Origin of the sequence: Leclercia sp. TB492, from assembly GCF_049974505.2 — a bacterium.
Lineage (GTDB): Bacteria > Pseudomonadota > Gammaproteobacteria > Enterobacterales > Enterobacteriaceae > Enterobacter > Enterobacter adecarboxylatus_C.
This window is the reverse complement of the sequence record NZ_CM127572.1, coordinates 552,808-572,323: the sequence shown is the minus strand read 5'-3', so window position 1 is coordinate 572,323 and position 19,516 is coordinate 552,808. Positions and strand designations below refer to the sequence as shown.

Below are 19,516 nucleotides of genomic sequence, written 5' to 3'. Positions count from 1 at the left end.
GAGAAAAAAAATGACAGTTTATTTAGTTGATAAATATGAAATTATCGAAGATCGTGTTAATTTTTCTTGGTATACATCAGAACCAAGCATTGCCTTTAAGAAAAATAATTTCTACTTTGAGTATCCAGGCATTTCGCTTACTGAAATGAGCGAAGATGTGATTTGGAGTATATTCCTATCATGCTTCATTCCTGTTTTAAGAGATGCTCATGATGATAGCGATATTGTTTTCAAGGCTCCGATTAATTATGATCTACTAACCTACTGGGCAACCTATCATAAAGCAAAAAATATAAATTTCACTCCCATATACAAGCATAATAGCAGTAACGCCATTGAGCATGAAAAAATAAAAAACAATCGCCATGGTGTTCTTTATGGAGGTGGAAAGGATTCGCTTTTCGCTTTAAATGCACTAACAAACATGTATGGTTTTAATGATGTTGTGATTTTATCGTATATTTTCCCTGCTGATGAGTCCAAAATTAATGATCTGAAAAAGCGTCGTGATTCATTAATGCTAAAGCCATTGAAAGAATCGATAGGGGATATTAAACAACAAGTAATATCGACTAATATACGTTCAGTTGTAAGCACATTATATCTCAATTCATTTCATATCGGTTTGTATTCAGGAACTATGCTTCCAGCATGCATCTATCATGAAATTAGTTTTGCAACTTTTAGTTATGAATACACCCATTATTATACACATGATAGCAATGGAAATTGCCGCCCATATTTTTATGGCTCCAGAACCGAGCCCAATAAATACATTTCAGAAAAAATATCAAAAATATTAGGCAGACCCTTCCAACTATATAATTTCAACTATCCAATTTCTGAATACTTCGCATTCAAAGCTGTGTCAGAAACCTATACTCATACCATGAATGCCTTAACTATGTGCGAGGCTATTACTGCGCCAGACAAAAAATACTGTATGACATGTACAAAATGTGCTGAGTATGCCTTATATAATTTATCATTAAATAAAAACCCAAAAGATTTTGATTACAACTTCTTTTTTCAAAACTCTCCTTATATAAAGAACATCATTGATAAAATAGATAGCACAACTGTTCATAAATGGTTTAATGGTTTATCTTTTGTTCTACATTACCAATCATTCAAACACGTAATTAATAAAATAGACTTACAGTTTTCAAAGTCTGTTTTAAATGCCGATAGCTTTATTTTATTAAATAAGATAAAAGACGCGTATGGTGGCACCCAATATGATGACATTGAAAATATTCATTTGGAGATGATCGAACAATTAGCACCCCCAAATAAAGAGTTATACATTAATGAACTGAAGAAAACCGGAAAAATTTCGGATTCAAAAAAGATAGATATATTATATGGCAATGACCTATACTCTATTGACACAACTCATAATGAAAATATAATTGAAGAGCAACCTCAATTAGAAATCTCTAAATTTATAGAAAACATTCTATTACCAAAGAAAATACCCTCAGACCTAACAATATCAACAGAATGTGAATTATGTAATCTAACTTATGAAAATAATAATCATGAAATAACTTTCGGTATTTTGGATAGCGGTCCTTTAGACAAGTCAAGAGCAACAATAACTTTTAAAATACCAGCCCAAAAGAACAAGGCTATACTTGGATTTAAAATCACAAATCAATATTTTAACCCAAGCAACAAAGATAGAATATCTTATGTTTTTGAATTAAATGGCACAGTAATATTTGAAACTGATGCAGCGATTTGGGCTGGGAGCGAAAGTTTTGAGTTAAAAATACCAAAATCCAAAAACACTATCTTAACTATTTCGGTAGTCGCTACAAAAGACTGTGAGGCATGGAATTGGGGACGTTCTACCGCTCTAAAAATAAATAACATTTCGTATACACCAACAACATCACCCATTGAAAATTACAATTTCTCAGGCACTCATCCGGCAGGGACTTATAATAATATTCAATAGTTTAAAAATAGTCAATATATGAGCCCTGTAAAAACCAACACTTAACTTAATTAAGTGATGAATTGTAATTATGAAAACTCCATCGCGCGAATTAAACATCATCACTCCATTTTACTTTCAGCAGGATGGAAGAGGGAAACAGGACGTCGCGATTAATAGACTGGAGGCTTGCCTCCAGTCTATTCCTAAAAATGATAGTCTTTTTATAACAATCCCAACCAATAAAATATCCTTACTATCGAATAAAACTGATATTCAATTAATTAATGATATTCAGCCTTTTTCGGTCTACTCGCCAGGAATTGCCCGAAGCAATGCCATCCAATTTAGCAGCGCCCGCTCAATTTTTTTTATGGATGCGGATCTGCAATGTTCTCCTACATTATTTGAGCAATTAATTATTCGCAGTGAAAAGATTGGCAAATCCAACGTTAATGCCTTCGAAATGTACCCTTGTCTCTACCTAACAAAAGAAGAAACAGAGCGGTTCGACGGTGATTTCCAGGGCTGTCTTGAATCCTTCCTGCGCGGCGAAAACCACAGAGTAGAAGGCATTGCCCTTGCCAGCAGTTGTCTGTTACTCAACCGCGAGTGGTTTTTACAGCTGGGTGGCTTTGATGAGCGGTTCGTCGGTCATGGCGGCGAAGACCTGGAGCTAATAGATCGGTTGTGCCAGCACTATCCTATTGGCCCACGTCCTGCGGATTATGGTCTGAATATCAAAGCCCAGCATCCGGGGGACTATCAGGGATTCCGACGTTACTTCAGTTATTACGCCCTGCCCCATCTGTTCGCCGGGCGTTTCCTGGTTCACCAGTGGCATCCACGCCCGTTGACTCACCCTTATCACAAGCGCAGAGCGGGCAACGACGCGTTGCTTGAGCAAATGCTGGCAAATCCGGGCCCTTTAAAAGGTCCTGTCATCCCTTGCAACGATCTGAATGGCGAGCTTCCAGATTTTCGGGAATGGATGATCCGTCTGCAGGAAGAGGCCGGTTATCCCGTCAGTGAATATCCGGGATTACTGCGCTGGAAGGATGGCGTAACGGTGAAACGCCCGCTGTGGCGAAAAATGCGTAAGTTATACCTGAACCCGAAAGCGTTTTTTAAAGACATGGTCAAATCAAAATCCTGATAAACATCTTACTCTGAGCAATTTGCATGACCCTATGGACACAATCAGGCGGCATCCTGGCCCGCAGTGCGCAAATCAGCGCCTGCCTTAACCAGCCTCTGGCCCGCTTTATTCATGCAGACGCCGTACAGTCCGGCGATGTACTGGTCGGCTGGGGCCAAAAAGCCAATACCCGCCAAATAAAACAAAAAGCCCAGGACCTCGGCCTGCCGTACTGGCAGCTGGAAGATGGCTTTATCGGTTATATTGGCCATCCCGCCAGAGGGGGCAAGGCCGTCTCCCTGATCGCCGATCCTGTGGGCATTTACTACGACGCTCGCCAGCCCAGCCGCCTTGAGCAGCTGATCGCCACCCCGTGCGATACCATGCTGCTGGCGCGGGCTGAAGCGCTGACCAGCGAACTGCTGCGTCTTGGCATCACCAAGTACAATTGCTATGCCGCGGGCAGCGCTCTACCCGACGCGCTGGCCGCCCGCCTGCACAGCGACGCCCGTCCTAAGGTGCTGCTGATCGACCAGGTGGCGGGGGATCTCTCCATTCCCGGCGCGCTCGCCAGCGAGGCAGATTTTGTTGAAATGGTTGCCGCTGCGCGGCGTAACCACCCCGGCGCCCGCCTGCTGCTGCGTACCCATCCGGATACCCGGCTGGGCAAAAAGCACGGCGTGCTGGCACAGATGCAGCTGGATGACGTGGAAAGGGTCACCGATCACTGCCATCCCCATGCCCTGCTGAATGAGGTGGAAGCGGTCTATACCGTCTCCTCGCAGATGGGGTTTGAAGCCCTGCTGCTGGGCAAAGCGGTCTGGTGCTTCGGCATGCCGTTTTACGCCGGCTGGGGATTGACCCATGACAGCAAATCCTGCCCGCGTCGCCAGGCGCAGGTCAGCCTGCCGCAGCTGGTGGCAGCGGCGCTGATCCTCTATCCTCGCTATCTGGATCCGGTGCTGGGCCAGCGCTGCGAAGTGGAGCAGGTGCTTGAGGTCATTGCGGATCAGCTGAATCCTGCCCCACGCTATCGCCGCCTGTATATGGTGGGCTTCTCGCTGTGGAAACGCGCCTTTATGCGCGCCTTCTGTCAGCCGCTGGCTGAGGAGCTGCGCTTTGTGCGCACCCCGCCCAAACGGCTGGCCGCTGACGAGCAGGTGCTGGTGTGGGGCAGTCGTTATCCCGAACTGGCAAACGCAATTCGGGTGGAGGATGGTTTTATCCGTTCCCGGGGACTGGGCTCGAACCTGTGCCGCCCTTCTTCGCTCTCCATCGACCCGGTGGGGATCTACTTCGACAGCCGCCGTCCGAGCGGGCTGGAGCAGTTGCTCAACCAGCAGCAGCTCAGCGAACAGGCGCTGGAACGCGGCGCCGCGCTGGTGGATCTGCTCCGCCAGCATGGGGTCAGCAAGTATAACGTCGGCACCGTGCAGCCGTTCACGCCGCCGGCCGACGGGCGAACGCTGGTGCTGGTGGTGGGGCAGGTCGATGGCGATGCCTCGATCCTCACCGGCAGCCCGGTCATTCGCAGCAATGAACAGCTGCTGTGGGCCGTGCGTGCCGCCCGGCCAGAAGCGCATATCCTGTTTAAACCGCATCCGGACGTGGTGGCAGGAAACCGGGCCGGTGCCATCTCGGCCGAATGCCTGGCGCGCTGCGTTGACAGCCAGGTGCTGGATCTCGGCCTCACCAGCCTCTATCCCCATGTGGATGAGCTGCATACCATGACCTCCCTCAGCGGGTTCGAAGCGCTGGTGCAGGGGGTGAAGGTCACCACCTGGGGCCAGCCGTTCTACAGCGGCTGGGGGCTGACCGAAGATATTCATCCGGCGGAGCGCCGTCAGCGCACCCTGCCGCTGGCGGCACTGGTTTACCTGACGCTGGTCGCCTATCCGCGCTATATCGACTGGCAGAGCGGCCTGTGGATGAGCCCGGAACAACTGATCCGCCAGCTGGCAGCGCAGGGAAACTCCTCATCGCAGAAGGCCAGCCGCTGGCAACGCTGGCAGATCAAGCTGAGCTATCTGGCACAAACATTTCGTTAGCACACTATTTATCCCGATTTATTAAAGAAAAACGGTCATCAAGCCGTTAACTCACCTGTCTCATCAACGGAACCGATCTGGGAAAAAAAATGGAAGAGCAAGCTATCCGCCATCTGCTGAATGGCCGCCGATATCTTTTATTACAAGGACCAATGGGCCCCTGCTTTTCACGTCTGGCAAGCTGGTTGCAGAGCAGCAATCGTGAAGTGAAGCAGGTCTGCTTTAATGCCGGGGACTCATGGTACGCCGCGAAAGAGACCGCGCTGCACTACACCGGCTCAGTAAAAAATTTTGCCTTCTGGCTGCGCGAGTTACATAAAACCTACCCCTTCGACACCATCGTCTGTTTTGGTGACTGTCGCCCGATGCATATCGAAGCGAAGAAGTGGGCGCGCAGCAAATCCATCGATTTTCTGGCGTTTGAAGAGGGCTATTTCCGTCCCTTCTACATCACCCTGGAAAAAGGGGGCGTGAATGCCTTCTCCTCGATGCCCATTGATGCGAAGTATTATCGCGAGCAGCCGCTGCCGGAGCTGAAAACCCCAACGCCGTGGAAACCGAGTTCCTTTAACCGTGCTGCCCATGCCATGCTCTACTATGCGGCGGGCTGGTTTGGCCGCCATCGCTACCGGGGCTATCTCCACCACAAGTCGTTCTCCCCGTGGTATGAGATGCGCTGCTGGTTCCGTGCCGGTCGCCGTAAGCTGTGGTATCGCTGGCAGCAGCGCCACATGCTGAGCCATATCACTGAAAAGCTGGATAACCAGTACTACCTGGCGATTTTGCAGGTCTACAACGACAGCCAGATTATTCATCACAGCCCGTATAAAGACGTGCGTGACTATATCGAAACCGTGATCCGCTCCTTTGCCCGCCATGCGTCGAAAGAGCGTTATCTGGTGTTCAAGCATCACCCGATGGATCGTGGTCACCGTTTTTACGGCATCCTGATTAACAAGCTGACCGAAAAGTATGACATCAGCGGCCGGGTGCTCTATGTCCACGATCTCTCCCTGCCCGCCCTGCTGACCCACACCCGGGGCGTCATCACCGTGAACAGCACCGCCGGCCTGTCGGCGCTGATCCATAACAAGCCGCTCAAGGTGATGGGCAAAGCGCTGTACGACATCGAAGGGTTAACCTGGCAGGGGCCGCTGAACCAGTTCTGGCAGGCGGATTTTGCTCCAGATGCAAAACTGTTCCAGCGTTTTCGTACCCACCTGCTCTATCAAACGCAGATCAACGCCGTCTTTTACGGCAAGTCCGACTGGCTGAACATCCCGACAGAAATTCCCCTGACGACACCGCTTGCCGATTCCGAACTCGAACGCTAATTCATCTCCACGCCGGGGAAATTGCCCCGGCGGATCCGATCTATACCGCGCTTTTATCCCGCCGCTGTAAAAATTCCTAATGTTTATCCCAATTCTGGCCGTTATAACCTAAGACAAATTTTTATGCCAAATTCTGTACTGACATATTTTGTCAGCCGCACCGGCATAATGTTCACAGCAATGGCTTAAATAACGGGAAAGCATATATGACAATTCCGACCAGGAGTCGCTCGGCTGAAAGGTTGGTTGATATTCTGCTGGAGCTCCATTTACACGGCGTGGTTAACCGCCAGGCATTGATGCATAAATTTAATATCACTGAGCGCACGGTTTATCGCGATCTGAATGCCCTTTCGCCCATTGTGGAGCACACCGGAGACGGGCAGTACCGGCTTATTCATGCTCTTCAGGTGCCTGACGCACCCGGCGCGATGCATCGTCTGTTACCGACCCTGGAAAAAGCCATTAAGCACCGGCAAGTTTGCCAGATCCTGTATAAAGATAAATCGCGACTGATTAAACCCTATAAACTAATTAACAAAAATAACCTCTGTTATTTACAAGCCACTGATAATAACAAACTGAAATCATTTAGCCTGAGCCTGATCCAGTGGCTGGATATTCGCAGCGAAAACTTTATTCCGGATAATGAGATCCTCGAATTAGTTGAAACCAGCCTTGAGCCCTGGGTCAGTGAAGAGACTTTCGAAGTGGATATATTTATTCCTGCGAGCATGGCGCACTATTTTAAGCGTCGCGAGCTGCTGCCCGGTCAGGAGATGTTGAGCGACGGACAGCAGGGGATCACCCTGCGCTGCCGGGCCGCACATGAGAACCAGATCCTGCCGCTGCTCTTCTACTGGCTGCCCAACATTCAGGTGCTGGAACCGGCCTGGCTTAAGCAGAAGTTTGTCGCCATCCTGGAAAGCTATCTGGCAACGGAGCTGACCGAAGTAGAGTGATCCTCCTCACACAATTTTCCCCACTGACGGCGAGCCTGAACCACTCGCCCTCCCTGTAGACCGCTCATCCCGCCATACAACCACTCACCGATTTACCCTCCTTTACGCGCGTAAGGCTCTGGCATGATCGCCTCAGCATTACTCAATATCTCTCACAGCGAACCCTGACCCTTTTTTCATCTAAAAAACCAGGTTTTATTATGGACATTAAAAAACTACTTAAGCACGTTCCCTGGCTGCTGCTCGGGATCCTCGGTGCCTGTTGCCTTGCCGTCGTCGCCCTGCGCCGCGGAGAGCACATCAGCGCCCTGTGGATCGTCGTGGCCTCGGTATCGGTCTATCTGGTGGCGTACCGCTACTACAGTCTCTATATCGCGCAGAAGGTCATGAAGCTCGACCCGACGCGTGCCACCCCGGCAGTCATCAACAATGACGGCCTGAACTACGTGCCAACCAACCGCTACGTGCTGTTTGGTCACCACTTTGCCGCCATCGCAGGCGCGGGCCCGCTGGTCGGCCCGGTGCTGGCCGCGCAGATGGGCTACCTGCCGGGTACCCTGTGGCTGCTGGCGGGCGTGGTGCTGGCGGGGGCGGTGCAGGACTTTATGGTGCTGTTTATCTCTTCCCGCCGTAACGGCGCGTCTCTGGGTGAGATGATCAAAGAAGAGATGGGCCGCGTGCCGGGGACTATCGCCCTGTTCGGCTGCTTCCTGATTATGATCATCATCCTGGCGGTGCTGGCCCTGATCGTGGTGAAAGCCCTGGCCGAAAGCCCGTGGGGCGTGTTCACCGTCTGCTCCACCGTGCCGATTGCGCTGTTCATGGGGATCTACATGCGATTCCTGCGTCCGGGCCGCGTGGGTGAAGTGTCGGTGATCGGTATCGTGCTGCTGGTGGCGTCTATTTACTTCGGCGGCGTGATTGCGCATGACCCGTACTGGGGCCCGGCGCTGACCTTCAAAGACACCACCATCACCTTCGTGCTGGTTGGCTATGCCTTTGTCTCTGCCCTGCTGCCGGTATGGCTGATTCTGGCGCCGCGTGACTACCTCGCGACCTTCCTGAAAATCGGCGTGATCGTCGGGCTGGCGATCGGCATCGTGATCATCAACCCTGAGCTGAAAATGCCTGCGGTGACCCAGTACATCGACGGTACCGGTCCACTGTGGAAAGGCGCCCTGTTCCCGTTCCTGTTTATTACTATCGCCTGTGGCGCGGTCTCTGGCTTCCATGCCCTGATTGCCTCCGGCACCACACCGAAGCTGCTGGCGAACGAAAACGACGCCCGCCTGATCGGTTACGGCGCGATGCTGATGGAGTCCTTCGTGGCGGTCATGGCTCTGGTGGCGGCGTCCATCATCGAGCCGGGTCTCTACTTCGCGATGAACACCCCGCCTGCGGGCCTGGGCATTACCATGCCAAACCTGCATGAGATGGGCGGTGACAACGCGGCGCTGATCATGGCGCAGCTGAAAGACGTGAGCGCCCACGCGGCGGCAACCGTCAGCTCCTGGGGCTTCGTGATCTCGCCTGAGCAGATCATGCAGACCGCGAAAGACATCGGTGAACCGTCGGTGCTGAACCGTGCCGGTGGCGCGCCAACCCTGGCAGTGGGTATCGCCCACGTGTTCCACAAAGTGCTGCCGTGGGCGGACATGGGCTTCTGGTACCACTTCGGTATTCTGTTCGAAGCGCTGTTCATCCTGACCGCGCTGGATGCAGGTACCCGTGCAGGCCGCTTTATGCTGCAGGACCTGCTGGGTAACTTCGTGCCGTTCCTGAAGAAAACCGACTCGCTGGTGGCCGGCATTCTGGGTACTGCGGGCTGCGTCGGCCTGTGGGGCTACCTGCTGTATCAGGGCGTTGTCGACCCGCTGGGCGGCGTGAAGAGCCTGTGGCCGCTGTTCGGGATCTCTAACCAGATGCTGGCGGCCGTTGCCCTGGTGCTCGGCACCGTGGTGCTGGTGAAGATGAAGCGCACCAAATACATCTGGGTGACCGTGGTGCCTGCCCTGTGGCTGCTGCTCTGCACCACCTGGGCGCTGGGTCTGAAACTGTTCAGCACCAACCCGCAGCTGGAAGGCTTCTTCTTTATGGCTAACCAGTACAAAGAGAAGATTGCGGCAGGCGATGAGCTGACTGCCCAACAGATTGCCAACATGAACCATATCGTGGTGAACAACTACACCAACGCGGGTCTGAGCATTCTGTTCCTGGTGGTGGTCTACAGCATCATCTTCTACGGCATTAAAACCTGGATGAAAGTGCGTAACGCCGACGGTCGTACGGATAAAGAGACCCCGTATGTACCGGTACCGGAAGGCGGCGTGAAGACCTCTTCACACCATTAATCCACTCTCCTCTCCCTTTGGGAGAGGGTTGGAATATTCACAGGCCCGGCAAGCGTAGCGCCGCCGGGCTTTTTCTATCTGGATGGCACAATGTTTGGTAACTTAGGCGAAGCTAAAAAATACCTCGGTCAGGCGGCGAAAATGCTGATTGGCATCCCGGACTATGACAACTACGTTGAACATATGAAGACCAACCATCCGGATAAGCCGTACATGACCTACAACGAATTCTTCCGCGAGCGTCAGGAAGCGCGCTACGGCGGAGGAGGAGAAGGCGGCGTACGCTGCTGCTAAAGGAGAGACCATGACACCGATTGCCGTTACCCTACTCACCGGCTTTCTCGGCGCGGGCAAAACCACCCTGCTGCGCCACATCCTGAACGAACAACACGGCTTTAAAATCGCGGTCATCGAAAACGAGTTCGGGGAAGTCTCGGTTGACGACCAGCTGATTGGCGATCGCGCCACCCAGATCAAAACCCTGACCAACGGCTGCATCTGCTGCACCCGCTCGAATGAACTCGAAGACGCCCTGCTCGACCTGCTCGACAGCCGCGATCGCGGCGAGATCGACTTCGACCGCCTGGTGATCGAGTGCACCGGCATGGCCGACCCCGGCCCGATTATTCAGACCTTCTTCTCTCACGAGATCCTCTGCCAGCGCTACCTGCTGGACGGCGTGATCGCCCTGGTGGACGCGGTCCACGCCGACGACCAGATGAACCAGTTCACCATCGCCCAGTCGCAGGTGGGCTACGCCGACCGCATCCTGCTGACCAAAACCGACGTGGCGGGCGAGAGCGAGAAGCTGCGCGAGCGCCTGACGCGCATTAACGCCCGCGCGCCCATCTTTACCGTTACCCATGGCGATATCGATCTCGCCCAGCTGTTCAATACCAACGGCTTTATGCTGGAAGAGAAGGTGACCTCGAAGCCGCGTTTCCACTTTATGGCCGACAAGCAGAATGATGTCTCCACTATCGTGGTTGAACTGGATTACCCGGTAGATATCAGCGAAGTTTCCCGGGTGATGGAGAACCTGCTGCTCTCCTTTGCCGATAAACTGCTGCGCTACAAAGGCATGCTGTGGATCGACGGCGAGCCGAACCGCCTGCTGTTCCAGGGCGTCCAGCGCCTCTACAGCGCCGACTGGGACCGCCCGTGGGGCGAGGAAGCCCCGCACAGCGTGATGGTGTTTATCGGGATCGAACTGCCGGAAGAAGAGATCCGCGCGGGGTTTGCCGGATTGAAAAAATAACATCTGCACTCCCTTTTCTCCAAAAGGGAGTGGCTTCTTTGCGGTGCAGATAACGATGAATCAATGTAAATAAAGGTTATAAACTGTAAAGCTGAAAATGGATTACGTAATGATAATAATCACCATTATTTCGTTGCTCACTATTTTCTATGCTCTATTCAGCGTCTGTTTAGGGAATAAACTAAATCGATCTTAAACACCTTGAGATCAATGATTGACCCCGCAACAAAGTCACCATTTCGCAACAATAACACTGAAATAAATTCACACAATCAGCATAAAAATCCGACCCTGATCACATTTGCAGTCATAAACGTCGCTTGTTAAGGTGCCCTCAGATTAATTTGATGACGAGGCATAAAACATGAAAAAGCTTAATATTCTTCTCCTTTCCGCGCTGACTGCGGTATCAGGTTCTGCCCTGGCCATGGGCGGCAGCATTGAACAGGGTAAAAACTTCACCAACCTGAATGTGGAAATGGGTAAATCCTCATCCGGTCTGTATACCGAAGGCCACTGGCTCAAAAATACCGATGACGGCACCCAGACCGGTGGCGTTGGCGCAGGCTACAACTTTGAAGTCGGCCCGGTGATGCTGAATGCGGGTGCGAAAGCCATCTACGTTGGCCCGAAAAAAGGCGATAACGGCGTGGCATTCCCGGTCGGCGGCGGCGTGAACGTGGCGCTGACGGACAGCATTAACCTGTTCGGTGAAGGTTACGTTGCCCCGGACGGCCTGAACAACAGCGTTAAAAACTACGTTGAAGCAAACGGCGGCGTCAGCTGGACGCCGGTCAAACCGGTTACGCTGAAAGTGGGTTACCGCCACGTAAGCGTTGATGGCAAAGACAATCGTCCAAACCACACTCTGATTGACGGCGCCTACGTTGGCGGCGGCGTGAGCTTCTAACCCAACAAACTGCCGGGTAGCGCTGCGCTTACCCGGCCTACAAAACCGTAGGCCCTTGCAAGCGCAGCGCCGCCGGGCGAAACGGCACTCACTCTTACCGCTGTACCTGCAAAATCTCCTGCGACTCCTGATGCGCCGCCACCTCCTGCGGGGTTAACCACAGCGGTTTACGCCCGAAGGTTTCATACAGTTTTTGCTGATCGCGATAGTGCTTATCCGGCGTACCGTCCGGGGCGATAAAGCCGCTCTGTCCGGGTGCCATCACGTCCCATGCCAGAACCGGTGCTTCCTGCGAAGTCGGCGAGAAGACAATCATGTCGTTTTCCGTGCCGCGATTCTGATACTCCGCCTGATGGACGGCCTCTTCCGGAGCCGCCTGCGGAACGCCAAAGAAGTTACTGGCGCGGAAGGTCAACGCCATCGCCGGGGTTTTCCACTGCGTAATATCGTTGCCGTACTGCTGCGACAGCGTCTGCCAGGCTTCCTGCAGGGCAGCAAGGATCACCTCCTGCTGCGGCTTGCCGCCGAACAGATCCACCGCCTGTGGGATCGCAGATTTTTCCCCCTGTAACGCTTCATACAGCACTTTCGCCCCCACGCTGATATTCAGCGATCCGGTCGGCCCGTCCTGCGTGGTTTCGTAGCCGCTGGCGCTATACCATTTATTGAACGGCTCCGGCACCGCCGCCGCGACGGTCTGTTTCAACATGCTGCTCAGCCAGACGTTTAAAATCGCCGAGCCCGGCTGTTGCAGCGTTTTGCCATCCTCATTGAGAAGGTTCACCCCATCCCAGTCGCTTAACCGTTTTACCAGCTGCTGGCGCGGATCGTCACCCGGCAACTGTGCCGTGGCGTTTTGCAGAGCGGGTAAAAACAGCCGACGGGTCAGATCCTGACGGCTGGTCTGCCGGATCAGATCCCAGGCCTGCTCGTAAGTAAAGGTGGGTTGTTTATCAATAAGCTGGCTAATCTCGGTAACGCGATCCGCGCTCCCCCATAAGAAGGCAAACAGATCCGAGGCCGGATAGCCCTGCTGGGGTGAGTTGTTCCAGTTGGCGATATAGCCCGACTTCGGGTTATAGACCTTAGGATTAAGATCGAACGGCAGCAGCCCCTGCCAGTCCCACTTGCCGGTGCCCGGCACCGGCAGACGCGGATCGTGCCCTGGCTGACGCTGCGGATAAGCCCCGCCATGCACATAGCCAATGTTGCCATCGATATCGGCGTAATACCAGTTGATGGTCAGGGCCTGCTTCGCCGCCTGCTGCGTCCACTCCTGCCAGTTTTTCGCCTTCATCTGATGGGTCCAGGCCAGCAGGGAGGCCACCTCTTTGCCGTCCCAGGCCCGCGCTTTGGCATACGCCGTTTGCGTGGCCGGGTCGGTTTTTATCACGTTGCCATGTAGGGTGCGATAGACGGTAAAGGTCTCTGGCTGCCCGTCTTTAACGACGATTTTCTCTTCGCGGCTGAGCATCTTGATCCACTCGCCGTTATGCAGGTACTGCCCTGGCTTTTGATCGGAAAGTTGTTCCGCAAAAATGTCGACATCATCGCCAAATCCGGCGGTAGATCCCCATGAAATGGTGCCATTATGGCCAAACACCAGCCCCGGATAGGCAAAGGGCGTATTGCCCGTGACATCATAGCCCGCGCCGTGCAACCCAATACCGTAGGTGTACGCCGGCGCATACCAGCCGAACTGCGGCCCATTGACCATGATCGCTTTGGCATCCTGGGTTTTGCCCTTACCCAGCACCCACATGTTGCTGGTGGTGGGATAGCCCGCCAGGCCGTTGGCTCCGCCGTGAACAAACTGCGCCATGATCGTCTCGCGGTTCTGCGCCGGGGTCAGCGCCAGCAGGCCACCATCATCACCTTTGGCCGGTCGATCCAGCATTGGCGGCGACATATCGTAACGCGGCAACAGGGCGGCGGTTTGCGTGGTGTTGAGATCGAACTTAACCGGATACTGACTCTCCTGCGGAGCGATGGTGGTCGGCGCCGCCGGATTCACCAACCATTTCAGCTGGTTGAAAACCGCCATCCCCTTGTCGCCATACTTATCTTTTAACGCCGTCAGCAGAGCGAGGTTGTCGATCTCGCTGGTGGCGTCAGAAAAACGGTTCGCCATGGTCCCGACAAAGACCATCGCCACATCAAAAGGCTCCCAGCGTTTTGGCGTAAAGCCGAAGGTGGAGAATTGTTCTGGCAACAGTTTGCCGGGATCGCCGTTTACCCGGTCGATCCAGGCGTTCATCCCATCGGCATAGCCCTGCAGAATGGCTTTATCATCCGCACTGAGCGCAGCGATTTGCGCGCGGATCGAATCCGGCCAGTAGTTCTGGCGGATGTCCTTATCGAATTTAACAAAAGTACTGCCGAGGACTTCGGCAACCTGTCCCTGGGTGCTGCGACGCGCCATCTCCATCTGGAACAGGCGATCCTGCGCCACCACGTAGCCGTAGCCATAGAACAGACGGTAGGTGTCATCGGCGTAGATGTGCGGCATGCCGTATTGATCGCGCACGATTTTGACTTCGGTTGCGGGATTTTCAGCTCGCGCTGTCAGGGTCCATGTACAGGCCAGGGAAGCCACAATACCGTTCACGATCATACGATTTCTGTTTATCATTGTATCCTCTTGCAGGTGTATGATTAGCGAATTCATACTAGCAACGGACCAATGGTTATCCAGAATTGCGGGATGGTTTCTCTGCGAACTGTGAGGGCGCTAGCTAATTTATGACACACAAATAATTATACATCACATTTATTCGAATCACTTAACGAGCCTATGGACTGCGGGTTGGTTCCCTCTCCCCTTTGGGGAGAGGGTCAGGATGAGGGGGAAAATACCTACCGGCGGATCACCACCAGCTTCTGGTTCACAAACTCTTTAATCCCCAGATCAGACAGCTCGCGACCGTAGCCGGAGCGCTTCACGCCGCCAAACGGCAGCTCGGCGGCGGTATCGGTGAGCCAGTTGATCCACACCATCCCGGTCTCGATTTTCGAGGCCATCTTTTTAGCGCGATCGATATCTTTACTGAACACCGCACCGCCCAGGCCGTAGTGCGAGTCGTTGGCCAGCTTCACCGCCTCGTCATCGTTTTTCACCACGTAGATCTGCGCCACCGGGCCAAAGAACTCTTCGAAATACGCCGGGTTATCGCGGGTAATGTTGGTCAGAATGGTCGGCTCAAAGAAGCTGCCTTCACGCTGGACCGGTTTGCCGCCGAAATGCAGCGTCGCGCCATTTTTCACCGCCTCGTCCACCTGTTTCGTCAGGGTCTCCAGCGCCTCTTTCGATGACAGCGGCCCCAGTCGGGTGCTCTCGTCGAGCGGATCGCCTATTTTGATGTTGCGGAATGCCTCGGTGTATTTCGTCAGGAACTGCTCGGCCACCTTCTCGTGCACGATAAAGCGCTTGGCGGCAGTACAGACCTGCCCGGCATTGGCAAGGCGGGCGTTGACGCCGATCTTCACCGCTTTCTCCAGATCCGCATCGTCCAGCACCACGAATACGTCATTACCGCCCAGTTCGAGGGTCGATTTCTTGATGTGCTTCGCCGCCTGGGCGGCCACCACGCTACCGGCCTTCTCGGACCCGGTCAGGGCCGCGCCCTGCACGCGATCGTCGGCGATAATATTCGCCACCTGATCGGAAGAGATAAACAGGTTAGTCCATGCTCCGTCCGGCGCACCGGCTTCGCGCACCAGATGGGCGAAGGCCTCCGCACAGTGCGGAACGATGCTGGCATGTTTGGCGATCACCGGGTTACCCGCCGCCAGGTTCGGGGCCAGCACGCGCATCAGCTGGTAGTAAGGGAAGTTCCACGGCTCCACGGCCATCACCACGCCGATCGGATGGTGCTCTACCCACGCCTCGCCCATTTCAGAGGGGTATTTCACCGGGGCGAGAAATTGTTTGGCATTATCCGCGTAGTAGCGGGCAATCTGCGCGCAGAGCTTCACCTCGCCGCGGCTCTGGGCAATGAGTTTACCCATCTCCTCGCTGGCAATTTTTGCCAGCTCTTCGGTACGGGAATCAATCAGATCCGCCAGCTTGTACAGTACCGCCAGGCGCTTGTCGATGCTGCCTTTTGACCAGTCGGAATGGTAGAGCGCGTCGGCGGTACTCAGCGCCGCCTCGACATCAGCATCGGTATGAGAAGGATATTCTTTGATGAGTTTGTTGTTGGCAGGATTCACTGTCTTATAGGCCATTGTTGCCTCCTTTTTTACCGCGTTGGGTATTAAGGGTAGTCAAAATGGCTGAGTTCGCAGGTAAAGTTAGGTATACAGGTAACGCCACCGGGAGGGTGGCGTTAGAGATTAAAGCCTTAGAACACAGCCATCTATGCGACGCAGCGTTCGTTCCAGCTGTCTTTAAAGACAATATTTCCGTCAACATACTTCCACTGAATAGACTCGTAGCGAAGCTCAATATTTTCTAAATGAGTTCCTGTACCAGAGCCGGGATGAAGACTGGGTGTAATACCCGTGATTTTTACATTTTCCATATAGATATTAAAATATTCAACTTCTCTTCCCGAGTCCACTATTTGGTACATTTTAATTTCAGCGGATTTAAGGAGGTAGCCCCGACTAATAGCGCGATATAAAAGTGGTGTTACACGGTCAAACTCTTTTTGTATTAATATTGGCGTATGGATTCGTGTACCGGTTAATTTCCCCGTATTAGAATCTGTCGGGATAGTCATGTGATGTGACAATGATTTTATCTCGATGGATCCCACACGGCCCAACACGCAACAACCTCCCGCGACAGGAGATCCATTTTCATCTGTTAACCATAAATAAGCTGGATTAGACATATTATTTCCCTATTATCTATTTTTGTTTCCATCACGGTAGTTTTCTAAAAAACTAACAACTTTTGAACATATGTAGAATACTATCAACCATAAAACGGCATAAATGAACTTCATGGGCCACACGACAGGTAATATAAGGCAAACTATAAAACCACCTACAAACAGTACAGATTCGAAGAAACCCCAGGTGTGAACCATCATTAATATTAACGCATTTAAAACATGCTTATACATAAAAGAGAGAGGACTGTTATTCGGCATTTAATTTACTCTCAACGATTTTTATTATTTTATTAAAATAAGGCTGCCCAAGTTGGTTTGCTATATGAACGGCTTCCACAAAGGGTTTTACAGCAGGTTCAAAAAGAAAATATGTCAGATCATAATCATGCGGACGAAGTAGCTCATATATTTCAGGAGCCTTGATAGCAAGCTCTTCAGAAATGCTAATGGAACGCTCAGCCATCCCGCCAACAAGCAACACCATAGTGACTCTGCCGATCCAGTTGTTCGCTGTCTTTGCACCAATGAAGGATACACGTGTGAGGACAGCCGCCCCTATTGTTGAAATGATTTTAGCGGTAATTAAGCGACCAGCAATGGATGAAACAACACCGCGATAAACATTATCTTGATGGCTTACAGTGAGGTATTTGTTGAATTTTTCAAATATTTTTTCAATTGCATTTGTGATGTGATCATAATTTAAAATATCGTTATGAATTGCCTCTGCTATGCGGATTCGCTGAGTTTGACGAGAAAAACGCGAAACCGTATCGAAATAGCCTATAGCAAGATACCCTAAATCAAGTGGAACGGTAAGCCCCCCATTTATTAACCCAGGAATGATCCCGGGTGATACGATTATATCATAAATCCTGTTAGCAACCTTTTTTACATCATCCGTAGCTATATTTCCCACAAAAATAGCGGTGTCGACCATGATATCCCTCTCCTGTTTCTTACTCCTTATACTTTATATCACCCCAGTGGTGATGTGGATATAGTTATTAAATTGCGAAAACACACATTCAGTAAAGTTATTACTGTTACGCTTTGTATAAATATCTTGAGTGAGATAGTATATATTGAGCTTTTATTGACAACGGTTATTAATTAAAAGGGTTTATTTCCTCCATTTTTTATAGGAAGAGTATTTTAGTGCGCCACCTACAGGATGGCGCCGGTTATTTTAAATCACTAAAATTTGCCGCGAACCGCGTCATTCCACTGTTCTTCGGTAGTTTCAGGGATATAACTATAATCGATTGCATTATCAGTCTTTTCTGCCAATGCCAGTAGTTCATTTGTATGCAATGTTCTGCATGATGGCATCTCATCGCGTCTGAACCTCATCACTTCTTGCGTCTTCATATGCATATTAATTAGCGTACTCCTATTGCAGTAAGATTTATCACCGGGATAACCAGATTTTCCTGAGCGTAGAACATCGTCAGATTACTAAAAGAATAAATACGCCCTGATAACTTAACATTGACGTTATTACCGTAGCCGCTAATTATCGCATTACCATTATCTGAAACAAGAAAAGGCTTATTTTCCCTGAGCTGCTCTATCGTCTGATTTTTATTATTCAGGTAATAACGATAGACATCAGGCGCGGTTGCACCGCCCCCATACTGCGTGACGTAAAGCGTCACGTTTTCTGTCACCTCTTTTGTTATCACTAAACGATCGTCGCTTCGGCTCTTCATGAAGTATTCATAAGAAAAATAGCCTGCAACGATAATAAGTAACAGAATGGTGGTAAGCCGATGTAACCATTTAATAGCCGTGCTGACGTGCATAGTTTATTCCCTTAATAATTATCCCTGATATTCCTGTGATGCCGTTGCGGTATTTTATGTACCACTATTCCTGTCACATAGCGACCTCTTCCCAAATTATCACAGGCGACACTCTTCTCCGCTCATGCTATAACCACTTAAACGCCTCCGGTAGCCACTATGACCCACACCCGTCACGTCAATCAGACCTTCCGCCGTCAGCCTGGCGTTGAACTGCGCAGCACCTGGCAAAGCGCCCAGGCCTACAAGCTTCACAGCCACGGGCAGCTGTCCATTGGCGCTATCCTGGAGGGGCAAACTTGTTGCACCTGCAACGGCGAGCCGTTCACCCTTTATCCTGGCGATCTGATCGTCATCCCCGCGCACATGCCGCACAGCTGCAATCCGCTGGCAGGTCAGCCGCGCAGCTACCATATGCTGTATCTGGAGACCGACCTTCAGCCCGCAATGCAGGTGATCCGCAATGAGGCGCTGTTCCGCCAGTATCTGAGGGTCGTTGAGACGCTCTCGGCGACGGTCATCGACACGCTTCTCTCCCGGCTTGCCGCCGGGCCAACGCCGCCCGCCTCCCTTCGCCCCACCAGCCTTGCGCTTCAGCAGACGCTCCGTCACAGCCTGCACAAGCCGCCTTCTCTGGACGCCTTAGCCCGACGCTTCTCGCTGCGCAAAGAGACGCTTATCAGAACCTTTAAGCAGGACACTGGCCTGACGCCCGGCACTTTCCTGAACATTTCCCGGATAGAGTTCGCCAAAGCGCGCCTGCGCGCCGGGGATGACATTGCCGACGTCAGCTACCAGAGCGGCTTTGCCGATCAGAGCCACTTCCATAAAACATTTGTCAGCTACACGGCCGCTACGCCACGCCAGTACGCTACCGGGCGATCAATATCCGACAATAATTAGCGCTTACGCCAGCGTAGCTTGACC

At 52.0% G+C, this 19,516-nt stretch carries 15 protein-coding genes; 10 read left to right on the top strand and 5 right to left on the bottom strand.

Going from position 1 to position 19,516, the window contains the following annotated elements:
• Positions 1-10: 10 nt before the first annotated feature.
• The 9 genes from ACP4QI_RS02680 to ACP4QI_RS02640 all read left to right on the top strand — a co-directional run bounded on the left by ACP4QI_RS02680 (position 11) and on the right by ACP4QI_RS02640 (position 11,943).
• Positions 11-1,963, top strand: a complete 1,953-nt coding sequence (locus tag ACP4QI_RS02680) for a hypothetical protein (RefSeq protein ID WP_426495503.1) — start codon at positions 11-13, stop codon at positions 1,961-1,963.
• 70 nt (positions 1,964-2,033) lie between these two features.
• Positions 2,034-3,098 (top strand): galactosyltransferase-related protein, encoded by a 1,065-nt coding sequence (locus ACP4QI_RS02675; RefSeq protein WP_426495502.1) that lies wholly within the window; start codon positions 2,034-2,036, stop codon positions 3,096-3,098.
• Positions 3,099-3,124: 26 nt separating this feature from the next.
• A complete protein-coding gene (locus ACP4QI_RS02670) occupies positions 3,125-5,128 on the top strand; it encodes a capsular polysaccharide biosynthesis protein (RefSeq protein ID WP_426495501.1) in 2,004 nt (667 codons plus the stop codon).
• Positions 5,129-5,217: 89 nt separating this feature from the next.
• Positions 5,218-6,462 carry a capsule biosynthesis protein gene (locus ACP4QI_RS02665; protein ID WP_191221282.1) on the top strand — a complete coding sequence of 415 codons (1,245 nt, stop codon included), beginning with the start codon at positions 5,218-5,220 and terminating at the stop codon, positions 6,460-6,462.
• Positions 6,463-6,668: 206 nt separating this feature from the next.
• Positions 6,669-7,424: a helix-turn-helix transcriptional regulator gene (locus ACP4QI_RS02660; RefSeq protein ID WP_426495500.1), complete on the top strand. Its 756-nt coding sequence runs from the start codon at positions 6,669-6,671 to the stop codon at positions 7,422-7,424.
• Positions 7,425-7,624: 200 nt separating this feature from the next.
• Positions 7,625-9,775 carry a carbon starvation CstA family protein gene (locus tag ACP4QI_RS02655; protein WP_142488104.1) on the top strand — a complete coding sequence of 717 codons (2,151 nt, stop codon included), beginning with the start codon at positions 7,625-7,627 and terminating at the stop codon, positions 9,773-9,775.
• 90 nt (positions 9,776-9,865) lie between these two features.
• Positions 9,866-10,069, top strand: a complete 204-nt coding sequence (locus ACP4QI_RS02650) for a YbdD/YjiX family protein (protein ID WP_032616354.1) — start codon at positions 9,866-9,868, stop codon at positions 10,067-10,069.
• Positions 10,070-10,079: 10 nt separating this feature from the next.
• On the top strand, positions 10,080-11,033 hold the full coding sequence (gene yjiA, locus ACP4QI_RS02645; RefSeq protein ID WP_426495499.1) for a GTPase: 954 nt from the start codon (positions 10,080-10,082) through the stop codon (positions 11,031-11,033).
• 364 nt (positions 11,034-11,397) lie between these two features.
• Positions 11,398-11,943 (top strand): YfaZ family outer membrane protein, encoded by a 546-nt coding sequence (locus ACP4QI_RS02640; RefSeq protein ID WP_142488102.1) that lies wholly within the window; start codon positions 11,398-11,400, stop codon positions 11,941-11,943.
• Positions 11,944-12,037: 94 nt separating this feature from the next.
• Here the strand turns inward: ACP4QI_RS02640 and ACP4QI_RS02635 are convergent, their stop codons facing one another.
• From ACP4QI_RS02635 to ACP4QI_RS02615, 5 genes are all read right to left on the bottom strand, one after another.
• Positions 12,038-14,575 (bottom strand): penicillin G acylase, encoded by a 2,538-nt coding sequence (locus tag ACP4QI_RS02635; protein WP_426495498.1) that lies wholly within the window; start codon positions 14,573-14,575, stop codon positions 12,038-12,040.
• A 224-nt stretch (positions 14,576-14,799) separates the two neighbouring features.
• Positions 14,800-16,170: an NAD-dependent succinate-semialdehyde dehydrogenase gene (locus ACP4QI_RS02630; protein WP_426495497.1), complete on the bottom strand. Its 1,371-nt coding sequence runs from the start codon at positions 16,168-16,170 to the stop codon at positions 14,800-14,802.
• A 131-nt stretch (positions 16,171-16,301) separates the two neighbouring features.
• A complete protein-coding gene (locus ACP4QI_RS02625) occupies positions 16,302-16,781 on the bottom strand; it encodes an Hcp family type VI secretion system effector (RefSeq protein WP_156262839.1) in 480 nt (159 codons plus the stop codon).
• 250 nt (positions 16,782-17,031) lie between these two features.
• Positions 17,032-17,724: a hypothetical protein gene (locus ACP4QI_RS02620; RefSeq protein ID WP_426495496.1), complete on the bottom strand. Its 693-nt coding sequence runs from the start codon at positions 17,722-17,724 to the stop codon at positions 17,032-17,034.
• Positions 17,725-18,166: 442 nt separating this feature from the next.
• A complete protein-coding gene (locus tag ACP4QI_RS02615; RefSeq protein ID WP_426495495.1) occupies positions 18,167-18,589 on the bottom strand; it encodes a hypothetical protein in 423 nt (140 codons plus the stop codon).
• Positions 18,590-18,748: 159 nt separating this feature from the next.
• Here ACP4QI_RS02615 and ACP4QI_RS02610 point away from each other — a divergent pair, with 159 nt between their 5' ends.
• Positions 18,749-19,492: a helix-turn-helix transcriptional regulator gene (locus tag ACP4QI_RS02610; RefSeq protein ID WP_426495494.1), complete on the top strand. Its 744-nt coding sequence runs from the start codon at positions 18,749-18,751 to the stop codon at positions 19,490-19,492.
• Positions 19,493-19,516 lie beyond the last annotated feature (24 nt).

What these genes read in the sequence shown, in the direction of transcription:
- ACP4QI_RS02665 (WP_191221282.1), top strand. Translation starts at nt 5,218, where the DNA reads ATGGAAGAGCAAGCTATCCGCCATCTGCTGAATGGCCGCCGATATCTT.
- ACP4QI_RS02610 (WP_426495494.1), top strand. Translation starts at nt 18,749, where the DNA reads ATGACCCACACCCGTCACGTCAATCAGACCTTCCGCCGTCAGCCTGGC.
- ACP4QI_RS02675 (WP_426495502.1), top strand. Translation starts at nt 2,034, where the DNA reads ATGAAAACTCCATCGCGCGAATTAAACATCATCACTCCATTTTACTTT.
- ACP4QI_RS02650 (WP_032616354.1), top strand. Translation starts at nt 9,866, where the DNA reads ATGTTTGGTAACTTAGGCGAAGCTAAAAAATACCTCGGTCAGGCGGCG.
- ACP4QI_RS02635 (WP_426495498.1), bottom strand. Translation starts at nt 14,575, where the DNA reads ATGATAAACAGAAATCGTATGATCGTGAACGGTATTGTGGCTTCCCTG.
- ACP4QI_RS02620 (WP_426495496.1), bottom strand. Translation starts at nt 17,724, where the DNA reads ATGGTCGACACCGCTATTTTTGTGGGAAATATAGCTACGGATGATGTA.
- ACP4QI_RS02670 (WP_426495501.1), top strand. Translation starts at nt 3,125, where the DNA reads ATGACCCTATGGACACAATCAGGCGGCATCCTGGCCCGCAGTGCGCAA.
- ACP4QI_RS02640 (WP_142488102.1), top strand. Translation starts at nt 11,398, where the DNA reads ATGAAAAAGCTTAATATTCTTCTCCTTTCCGCGCTGACTGCGGTATCA.
- ACP4QI_RS02625 (WP_156262839.1), bottom strand. Translation starts at nt 16,781, where the DNA reads ATGTCTAATCCAGCTTATTTATGGTTAACAGATGAAAATGGATCTCCT.
- ACP4QI_RS02660 (WP_426495500.1), top strand. Translation starts at nt 6,669, where the DNA reads ATGACAATTCCGACCAGGAGTCGCTCGGCTGAAAGGTTGGTTGATATT.
- ACP4QI_RS02680 (WP_426495503.1), top strand. Translation starts at nt 11, where the DNA reads ATGACAGTTTATTTAGTTGATAAATATGAAATTATCGAAGATCGTGTT.
- ACP4QI_RS02615 (WP_426495495.1), bottom strand. Translation starts at nt 18,589, where the DNA reads ATGCACGTCAGCACGGCTATTAAATGGTTACATCGGCTTACCACCATT.
- ACP4QI_RS02630 (WP_426495497.1), bottom strand. Translation starts at nt 16,170, where the DNA reads ATGGCCTATAAGACAGTGAATCCTGCCAACAACAAACTCATCAAAGAA.
- ACP4QI_RS02655 (WP_142488104.1), top strand. Translation starts at nt 7,625, where the DNA reads ATGGACATTAAAAAACTACTTAAGCACGTTCCCTGGCTGCTGCTCGGG.
- yjiA (WP_426495499.1), top strand. Translation starts at nt 10,080, where the DNA reads ATGACACCGATTGCCGTTACCCTACTCACCGGCTTTCTCGGCGCGGGC.